This is a genomic window from Gordonia sp. Z-3 (assembly GCF_036233855.1).
Lineage (GTDB): Bacteria > Actinomycetota > Actinomycetes > Mycobacteriales > Mycobacteriaceae > Gordonia > Gordonia tangerina.
This window is the reverse complement of sequence record NZ_JAZARS010000013.1, coordinates 161092-170077: the sequence shown is the minus strand read 5'-3', so window position 1 is coordinate 170077 and position 8986 is coordinate 161092. Positions and strand designations below refer to the sequence as shown.

Genomic DNA, 8986 nt, shown 5'->3' with positions numbered 1-8986 from the left:
GCCCCTGCTCACCCCACGCTGACCCGCTGACCACCACAAACGCCGGCCACGTGAAAGATCGAGGCTAGTGTCCCGCGGACACCCGCGGACACCAGGTGTCGCGAACGGGAAACAAGGTGTCGCGAAACCGCGGGTGAATCAGAACACCGTGGAGCGCAGCGCGATCTCCGAGGCCAGTGCGGCAGCGGCGTGCTGCGGAACCCAGTGGTCAACCCCGGGCAGCTCGCAGAAACGGAAGTCGGAGTACGCGTAGCGTCCGCTGAGTTGCGCCTGTTCACGGCCGAGCGCATCGTCGGCGTCACCCCAGACCATGGTCGTAGGGATCTCGACCGGCGGGCACGCCAGAGTGGCCGCGATGTCGCCGGTGAAATTGGCGCGGTACCAATTCAGCGGTCCGGTCAGAGCGCCCGGTTCGGTGAGCGGAGCGAGTTCCTCGACAGTCACCCCGGCGGCGCGCAGTGCGGCCCCGTCGTCGGCGAGCAGCTTGCCCTCGGCGTCGTCTGCGATGAAATCCTTGATGTAGCGCGAACGTTCACGCTGGTCCGAGGACTCCAGGGCGTCGCGCATCGCAGACGGGTGTCCGGTGCTCGCAGCCACCAGGCCGGTGAATCGGTCCGGGTGCTTGGCCGCCAGGTGCCAGGCGACGATGCCGCCCCAGTCGTGACCGACCAGCATCGAGTACTGGACACCGAGCGCGTCGAGCAGGCCGATCGCGTCACCGACGAGCAGTTCCAGTCGGTAGGCGTCCACCCCGTCCGGGCGAGCGCCGGGGCTGTACCCGCGCTGATCGAAAACGATTGTGCGCAGACCACTCTCGTGCAGGCGGGGAACGACGGTGTCGTAGCAGGAACTGTTGACCGGGAATCCGTGCAGCAGCAGCACCCATTTTCCGTCTTCGGGGCCACTGATCCGGGTGTCGAAAGTGTGCTCGCCGACCTGAACGGCGCGGTGTTGCGTGTCCACGCGCTCAGGATAGGCGACGACTCGTGGGCGTGGTCGGCCGCCGCACACACCGTCCACCGCTGAGCCGACACCCGAGGGCCGACGACGCGCGGCTCAGTGATCGGGCAGCGTGAGGATCTCTGCGCCGTCCTCGGTCACCACCAGGGTGTGTTCGAACTGGGCCGTCCACCTCTTGTCGGTGGTCACGACGGTCCAGCCATCGTCCCAGATCTCATAGCCGAGCCCACCGAGGTTGATCATCGGTTCGATGGTGAACACCATGCCCGGCTCGATGACCGTGTCGACGTTGGGCTGGTCGTAGTGCAGGATCACCAGACCATTGTGAAATGTCTCACCGATGCCGTGGCCGGTGAAGTCGCGGACCACGGTGTACCCGAAGCGGTTGGCATAGGCCTCGATCACACGCCCGATGACGTTCAGTTCGCGTCCCGGTTTCACCGCCTTGATGGCCCGTTCGGTGGCGATCCGGGTCCGGTCGACCAGATCGGCGGCCTCGGCGGACACGTCACCGGCCAGAAAGGTGGCGTTGGTGTCGCCGTGCACCCCGTCGATGTAGGCGGTGACATCGATGTTGACGATGTCCCCATCGGCGATCACGGTCGAGTCCGGGATGCCGTGACAGATGACCTCGTTCAGCGAGGTGCAGCACGACTTGGGAAACCCTTTGTAGCCCAGGGTCGACGGATACGCGCCGTGATCGACCATGTACTCGTGCGCAATCCGATCGAGTTCATCGGTGGTGACCCCGGGCGCCACCGCCCTGCCCGCCTCGGCGAGCGCGTTGGCTGCGATCCGGCCGGCCACCCGCATCTTCTCGATGGTCTCCGGGGTCTGCACCCACGGTTCGTGTCCTTCATTGACGGTGTCCCGCCACGCGTACTCCGGCCGTTCGATGGAATCGGGGACGGGACGCGTCGGCGAGAGGGTGCCGGGACGCAGGGCGGCGCGAACGGTCATGGTGCCAGCTTATCGAGTCCGGTTTCACGCCGGAGTCGGCGTGGGTCGCGAGTGCGAGGCGAACTAAGGTGAGACTAAGGGCAGATGAAGCGCCGACCAAGTCGGGCGGTGGGAGGAATCGTGGCGCAGGTGAGCGGGTGAGCAGGATCGGTACGGTGCGTCCGGCGCTCGCGGTGCTCGTCGTGCTCATCATCGGAACCCTGTCCGCATGTTTCGTGGAACCCATCGAGCAGCCGACCGCGTCGGTGGCGCCCACCGCGCACTTGGCCGACGGGCCGCAGACCGCGGAGCTACCCGCCACCGACGTGACGCCGATCGCGACCGATCCGACCCCGACGCTGCCGGTCACCGTCGACTCCACGGGACACGGGCCGGTCACGGTCGCCGATGTCGACCGGATCATCGCCGTCGACATCAACGGCACTCTCGGCAACATCGTGTTCTCGCTCGGTTTGGGTCCGAACGTGGTCGGGCGCGACACGTCGACGGCGTTTCCGAGCGCGGTGGACCTACCGGTGGTCACCAACCGCGGGCACAGCCTCAACGCCGAGGCGGTCCTGGCGCTGTCGCCCACCGTCGTACTCGTCGACGAGAACACCGTGCCCGCGGCGGCCGTCGATCAGGTCCGCGACTCCGGCATCCCGGTCGTCGTGTTCCCCGGTACCCGAAGCCTCGACGCCAACGACTCCCTGATGCGTTCGGTCGCCGACGCGCTCGGTGTGCCCGTGCAGGGTGAGCAGCTGGTGGCCCGCACCGACCGCGAGGTCGCCGCGGCACGGGATCTCGTCCCGTCCCCGTCCGGGGACCCGGTGATGGCCTTCGTCTACATCCGAGGCCGCAATCTGATCCTGCTGGCGGGACCGGGATCCGGTGCCGACGACCTGATCGAGAACCTCGGCGGGCGCGATGCCGGCCGCGAGGCCGACCTCAGCGGGGCATTCACCGCGATCAGCGCCGAGGCGATGATCGAGGCGGACCCGAACGTGTTGCTGGTGATGACGCAGGGCGCCGACACCGTCGGTGGGCTCGATGGAGTTCTGGAGTTGCCCGGTATCGCCGAGACAGATGCGGGGCGCAACCGGCGCATCGTACAGATGGACGAAACCGAGATCCTGGCGTTCGGCCCCGACGCCGGCAAGGTACTCGGCGCCCTGGCTGAGGCGATCTACGCATGAGTGCCCCCACGTCCGAACGGGTGACGCCGGTCGCGGCCGGCCACCGCAACCGCCATCGCACCCGAAACATCGTCGTCCTCGCGGTCCTGCTCGTGTCGACCGCGGCACTCATCGTGCTCTCGGCCGGTATGGGCCGGGTGGGTGTCCCACCGATCGAGGTGCTCGGCAGCCTCGCCCACCATTTCCACCTCGAGATCGGTCCCCTGCCGTCGCACCCCAACGGTGAGGCCGCATTATGGAACGTCCGGTTCCCGCGGATCGTGTTGGGCCTGTTGGTGGGCGCCGCGCTCGGTGCCGGCGGCTGCCTGCTGCAGGGTGTGCTGGCCAACCCGCTCGCCGAACCGGGCATCATCGGGGTGTCGTCGGGCGCGGCCGTCGGCGCATGTCTGATGATCGTGCTCGGCGGCGGGGCCACCAACGACTGGGCGTTGGCCGGTGCGGCCTTCGTGTTCGCTCTGTTCACCGCCGCGTCGGTGTACGTACTGTCCCTGCGCGACGGCTCCACGTCCGCGATCATGTTGGTGCTCACCGGGATCGCGGTGAACGCCTTCACCCTCGGCATCATCGCCTATCTGACCTTCGTGGCGTCCACGGCCGCACGCGAACAGATCGTGTTCTGGCAACTGGGTTCGCTGGCCGGCACCACCTGGGATGAGGTGTGGGTGGCCGCTCCGCTGATCATCGCGGCGCTCGCTGCGTCACTGGTCCTGGTGCACAAGCTCGACCTGCTGGCCCTCGGCGAGATCCAGGCCGCGTCGTTGGGGGTCAACGTCGAGGTCGTCCGCCGTCAGGTGATCGTGCTCGTCTCCATCCTGACCGGCGCTGCGGTCGCCTTCTCCGGGATCATCATGTTCGTCGGCTTGGTGGTGCCGCACGTGCTGCGGCTCATCGTGGGTCCACGCCATGCGATCCTGCTACCTGCCAGCGTGGTCGGGGGCGCGCTGGTGATCACGGCCGCCGACCTGGCGGCCCGCACAATGCTCGGCGACGCCGACCTCCCGTTGGGGATGTTCACCTCACTCATCGGTGGACCGGTGTTCTTCCTGCTGCTGCGGCGTAGCCGACGGGCGGGGGCGGGCTGGTGACCGGGTCGGGCGGTGTCGTAGCCGAGCACATCACCGTCACCCTGGGGGATCGCGATGTGGTGCGCGACGTCTCACTACGAGTCGAACCCGGCTCGCTGCACGCGCTCGTCGGGCCCAACGGCTGCGGCAAGTCGACATTGTTGTCGGTGCTGGCCGGTTTACGCACCCCCGACCGCGGCACCGTCCACATCGACGACCGGCCGATCGCGAAGGTCTCTGCTCGGGAACTTGCCCGCATGCGGTCGTTCGTTACCCAGCACAATCGCACCGACACCCCCTTCTCGGTGATCGAGGTCATCGAAATGGGTCGCTTCCCCTGGCTGCGTACCGACGCCGCACGCCGGTCACCTGAGATCATCGACGACGCGATCCGCGCGTGCGATCTGCACGACATCACCTATCGCCCGTTCGCGCAGTTGTCCGGCGGCCAGCAGGCCCGGGTGTCGATCGCGCGGGCGCTGGCCCAGCAGACACCGGTGATGCTGCTCGACGAACCGACCGCCGCGCTCGACATCCACCACCAGGAGACCGTCCTCGACATCCTGCGGGCCGCCCGCGACGACGGCTGCGCCGTCGTGCTGGTGGTGCACGACCTCTCGCTGGCGGCCGCCTACGCCGATCGCGTCGCCTTGATGAAGGACGGCCATCTGTTGGCCGATGGACCGACCCGCGAGGTGATGACCGCGCAGTTGCTGTCGGACACCTACGACCATCCGGTGGAGATCTGGGATCATCCCGAGTCGGGACAGCCGATCATCGTGCCGCGCCGGACCTGACCGGCCTGCCCGCTTGGCCGGTCAGGACCGCGCGCCGACCGCGTATCCCGGTGGCAGTCCGGCGAAGAAGTCGCGCGTCACGCCCACGGCGTTGTTGGAGTCGCCACCGCGCACCACGAGGGTGGCGAACGCCAGATCTCCGCGGTAGCCGGCGAACCAGGCATGCGAACCGCCGGCGAACTCGGCCTCACCGGTCTTGCCGAGCACTTCGCCCTCGCCGTCGATGACCGTCGCCGTGCCCTGGGTGACCACAGCGCGCATCATCGGGCGTAGTTCTTCGACCACTTTCGGGTCGAGCGTCGGTTGCGGACCTTCCACCGTGGTCCGTTTGCCCAGGATAAGCTGTGGGACCGGCGCGGTGCCGTTGTTGGCCACGGTCGCTGCGACCGTGGCCAACCCGAACGGACTGACCAGGACCTTGCCCTGACCGAAGCCATCCTCGGTTCGCGCGACCAGTTCCGGAGCGATCGGCACCGACCCGGACACCACGTCGAGACCGGCGATGTCGTAGTGCTGGCCGATTCCCATCGCCGCCGCGGTGTGCGCGAGATCTGATGGGCCCATCTTGCTGGCCAGGAAGGCGAAAGTGGTGTTGCAGGAACTGGCGAAGGCTTTCAGCATCGAGACGGTGCCCAGCGAGAAGCCGTTGTAGTTCGGGATTCGGCGCGGACCGATCTCGATCTCACCCGGACACGGCACCATCGAACCGGGATGTGCGAGATCGCGGCTGATGGCCGAGGCCGCGGTGACCATCTTGAAGGTCGATCCGGGCGGGTACAGACCGGTGGTGGCGATCGGCCCGTCCCGGTCGGCCGCCTTGTTCTGCGCGACGGCCAGAACCCGGCCGGTGGACGGCTGGAGAACCACCATGGCGACCTGGAAGCGGTTGGTGGCGTCCACCGCCCGCTGCGCGGCGTTCTGCACGCGCCGCGACAGGCTGAGCGAGATCGCCGGCGCGGGTTCCGGGGCGTGATCGGCGAGGACGTCGGCGTCGAGGCCGTTGGGGTTGACGGTGACGACACGCCATCCGACCCGACCTTCGACCTCACTGTCAACGACCTTCTTCACCTCGGTGAGCAGTGCCGGGGCGAAACCCGGGTTCTTCGCGACCAGTTCGGCCTGTTCGTTGTGAACGACGCCTGGGATGGCGAGTTGATCGCGCAGGCGATCGAAATCGCGTTCCGACAGCCGAGTGATCGGGTACGGCTCGCCACTGGCCGTGGACTCCTCGGCGATCTTCTGCGCCGACAGCGACGGCGCAGAGGGCCGCAGTGCCGACACCAGGCGGGTCACCGAATCGGCGACCGACCCGTGCGCCGCCGCCTCGGCGGCGTCGAAGTTGATCCCGATGACCGTGCCGTTGACCATCACCTCCGACCCATCGGACTCGTTGACGGTCGCCCGCGGGGCCTGCAACAGTCGCAACGAAAGCCGTTGGTTGGCACCGAGGTCCGGGTGGATGTCGGTGGAGGTCCAGCGCACCGACCACCCAGCATCGCTGCGGGCGAGTTTGACCCGGGCGGGATAACTCCACTCGCGGTCGCTCGGCAGATCCCAGTGGTAGGTGACGTCGATGTCGGCGATGTCGCCGGTCACTCGCGCTTTGCCGGTGCTCGCGGTGAGGTTCTCCGCGGCCAGACCGTCCCACGCGGCGTCGAGGTCGTCGCGTGCGGCCTGCGGGTTGTCGGTGAGGGCGGCGGCTGCGGCGATGTCGCGGGCGCCGTATGCAGCGAGGAAACGCTCGACCGCCTGCCGCGGACCGTCGTCGGCGGTGGCGCAACCGGCCACCCCGAGCGTCAGCGCAGCACTCAGCGACACACACGCCACACTGACTACTCGTCGTCTCATCCGCAACATCGGTGTCGATCATATGGGCGGACGAGTCGAAATCCGGTGCGCCACGCGGTGGATTCGCCGACTGCCGTCGGCGGATTCAGTCGACGAGGATGGTCGCGAAGGTGCCGACTTCGCGGAAACCGATCTGCCGGTACACCTCTCGCGCGGGAAGGTTGAAGCTGTTGACGTACAGGCTCGGGGTACGACCGAAGGCCATCACCGCGGCGGCGACGGCGGCGGTACCGGCCGCGCCGAGCCCCTCGCCGCGCCGGTGCGGCGCCACCCAGACGCCCTGGATCTGGCCGACCCGACGGGACAGCGAACCGATCTCGGCCTTGAACACGACCTCACCGCGATCGAATCGGGCGAACACCCGTTGCGCGGTGATCAGCGAGGCCAGGCGGCGGCGATAGGACCGGCCTCCGTCGCCGGCGCACGGGTCCACCCCCACCTCGCCGATGAACATGTCGATCGCAGCCGGTAGGTAGGCGTCGAGATCGTCGAGGGTGACCAGGCGAACCAGCGGATCGGGCGCCACGGCGGGCGCGTCCGTCAACGCCATCAGCGGTTGCGAGTCGCGCACCTCCCGCGCCGGACCCCAGCATGCGCCGATCCGATCCCAGAAGGCCTGCACCATCTCGGCCCGTCCGACGATCGACGAACACACGCGCGGCGCGGCGGCCGCGCGGTCGGCGAACGCCTCCATCGAGTCGGTGGACCCGACCAGAGGGATGAGGTTGGCCCCGGAAAAGCACAATGAGCTGGTCGGATCGTCGACGGTCCACAATTCTCCGCCCAACAGGCGCGGGTTGATGCCGTGCGACTCGAACCGGGCCGCAACCATGCACATCGCCACCGGATCCGACGACAGCACATGCTCCACCACCGGCGCATCGCGTGCGCCCAGCGGGCGATCACCCAGTAGCTTCAGCACCACCGCTCCCTCTGCCGTTCTCGGGCGGGATGCAGACCGCGACGCGGCCGACGGTCATCGACGTCGTGATCAGCTGACCGTGACGACCGGTGAACCCGCTTCCCTGTCACCAGTGTCGCCTGACTCACCCGCGATCCGCAGCGCTTCTTCGATCAACGTCTCCACGATCTGCGCCTCCGGCACGGTCTTGATGACCTCACCCTTCACGAAGATCTGTCCCTTGCCGTTGCCCGACGCGACACCGAGATCGGCCTCACGGGCCTCGCCCGGCCCGTTCACGACGCAACCCATGACGGCCACCCGCAGCGGCACCTCCATACCCTCGAGGCCGGCGGTCACCTCGTCGGCGAGCTTGTACACGTCGACCTGGGCGCGCCCGCACGACGGACACGACACGATCTCGAGCTTGCGCGGACGAAGGTTGAGCGACTGCAGGATCGCGTCGCCCACCTTGATCTCCTCGGCGGGCGGCGCCGACAACGAGACCCGGATGGTGTCGCCGATCCCCTCGGCGAGCAGCGCCCCGAAGGCCACCGACGACTTGATGGTGCCCTGGAATGCGGGTCCGGCCTCGGTCACTCCGAGATGCAGCGGATAGTCGCACTGCGCGGCGAGCTGTCGGTAGGCCTCCACCATGATCACCGGGTCATTGTGCTTTACCGAGATCTTGATGTCGCCGAAACCGTGCTCCTCGAAGAGCCCGGCTTCCCAGAGCGCGGACTCGACGAGTGCCTCGGGAGTCGCCTTGCCGTACTTCTGCATGATGCGTTTGTCCAGCGAGCCGGCGTTGACACCGATGCGGATGGGGATGCCGGCGGCGCCGGCGGCCTGCGCGACCTCTTTGACGCGGCCGTCGAATTCCTTGATGTTGCCGGGATTGACGCGCACGGCCGCGCAACCGGCGTCGATCGCCGCGAAGATGTACTTCGGCTGGAAGTGGATATCGGCGATCACCGGGATCTTCGATTTCTTGGCGATGATCGGCAGCGCTTCGGCGTCCTCGGGGCGTGGGCACGCGACGCGCACGATGTCACAGCCGGAGGCGGTGAGTTCGGCGATCTGTTGCAGGGTCGCGTTGATGTCGTGGGTCTTGGTGGTGGTCATCGACTGCACCGAGATCGGGTGGTCGCTGCCGACGCCGACCGAACCGACCTGGATCTGGCGCGTCGTGCGGCGCGGGGCCAGCACCGGCGGCGGTGGGGCGGGCATGCCGAGCCCGACTTGAATCGGGTCGGACGATGTGGGGGCGTTCATCTCGTT

Annotated in this window: 8 protein-coding genes; 3 read left to right on the top strand and 5 right to left on the bottom strand. The window is 67.9% G+C overall.

Annotation, left to right across the window (positions count from 1 at the left end):
* Positions 1-138: 138 nt before the first annotated feature.
* On the bottom strand, positions 139-963 hold the full coding sequence (locus VX037_RS16350; RefSeq protein ID WP_328714964.1) for an alpha/beta fold hydrolase: 825 nt from the start codon (positions 961-963) through the stop codon (positions 139-141).
* Between the two features lie 93 nt (positions 964-1056).
* Positions 1057-1920 carry a type I methionyl aminopeptidase gene (gene map, locus VX037_RS16345; RefSeq protein ID WP_287015603.1) on the bottom strand — a complete coding sequence of 288 codons (864 nt, stop codon included), beginning with the start codon at positions 1918-1920 and terminating at the stop codon, positions 1057-1059.
* A 146-nt stretch (positions 1921-2066) separates the two neighbouring features.
* On the opposite strand from map, the gene VX037_RS16340 reads away from it, so the two are divergent.
* The 3 genes from VX037_RS16340 to VX037_RS16330 are packed head-to-tail and all read left to right on the top strand — an operon-like array spanning position 2067 to position 4956.
* The gene (locus tag VX037_RS16340) at positions 2067-3095 is read left to right on the top strand and encodes a heme/hemin ABC transporter substrate-binding protein (RefSeq protein ID WP_328714969.1); all 1029 of its coding nucleotides are present in this window, start codon (positions 2067-2069) and stop codon (positions 3093-3095) included.
* Positions 3092-4180, top strand: coding sequence for a FecCD family ABC transporter permease (locus VX037_RS16335; RefSeq protein WP_328714962.1), 1089 nt, complete (start codon positions 3092-3094; stop codon positions 4178-4180). Before VX037_RS16340 ends, VX037_RS16335 begins: the two co-directional genes overlap by 4 nt.
* A complete protein-coding gene (locus VX037_RS16330; RefSeq protein WP_328714960.1) occupies positions 4177-4956 on the top strand; it encodes a heme ABC transporter ATP-binding protein in 780 nt (259 codons plus the stop codon). The genes VX037_RS16335 and VX037_RS16330 overlap by 4 nt, the downstream gene beginning before the upstream one ends.
* Before the next feature lie 21 nt (positions 4957-4977).
* Here the strand turns inward: VX037_RS16330 and VX037_RS16325 are convergent, their stop codons facing one another.
* The 3 genes from VX037_RS16325 to ispG all read right to left on the bottom strand — a co-directional run bounded on the left by VX037_RS16325 (position 4978) and on the right by ispG (position 8980).
* Positions 4978-6813 carry a penicillin-binding transpeptidase domain-containing protein gene (locus VX037_RS16325; protein WP_328714958.1) on the bottom strand — a complete coding sequence of 612 codons (1836 nt, stop codon included), beginning with the start codon at positions 6811-6813 and terminating at the stop codon, positions 4978-4980.
* Between the two features lie 76 nt (positions 6814-6889).
* On the bottom strand, positions 6890-7726 hold the full coding sequence (locus tag VX037_RS16320) for a GNAT family N-acetyltransferase (RefSeq protein WP_328714957.1): 837 nt from the start codon (positions 7724-7726) through the stop codon (positions 6890-6892).
* A 69-nt stretch (positions 7727-7795) separates the two neighbouring features.
* Positions 7796-8980 (bottom strand): flavodoxin-dependent (E)-4-hydroxy-3-methylbut-2-enyl-diphosphate synthase, encoded by a 1185-nt coding sequence (ispG, locus tag VX037_RS16315; protein ID WP_235722259.1) that lies wholly within the window; start codon positions 8978-8980, stop codon positions 7796-7798.
* Positions 8981-8986 lie beyond the last annotated feature (6 nt).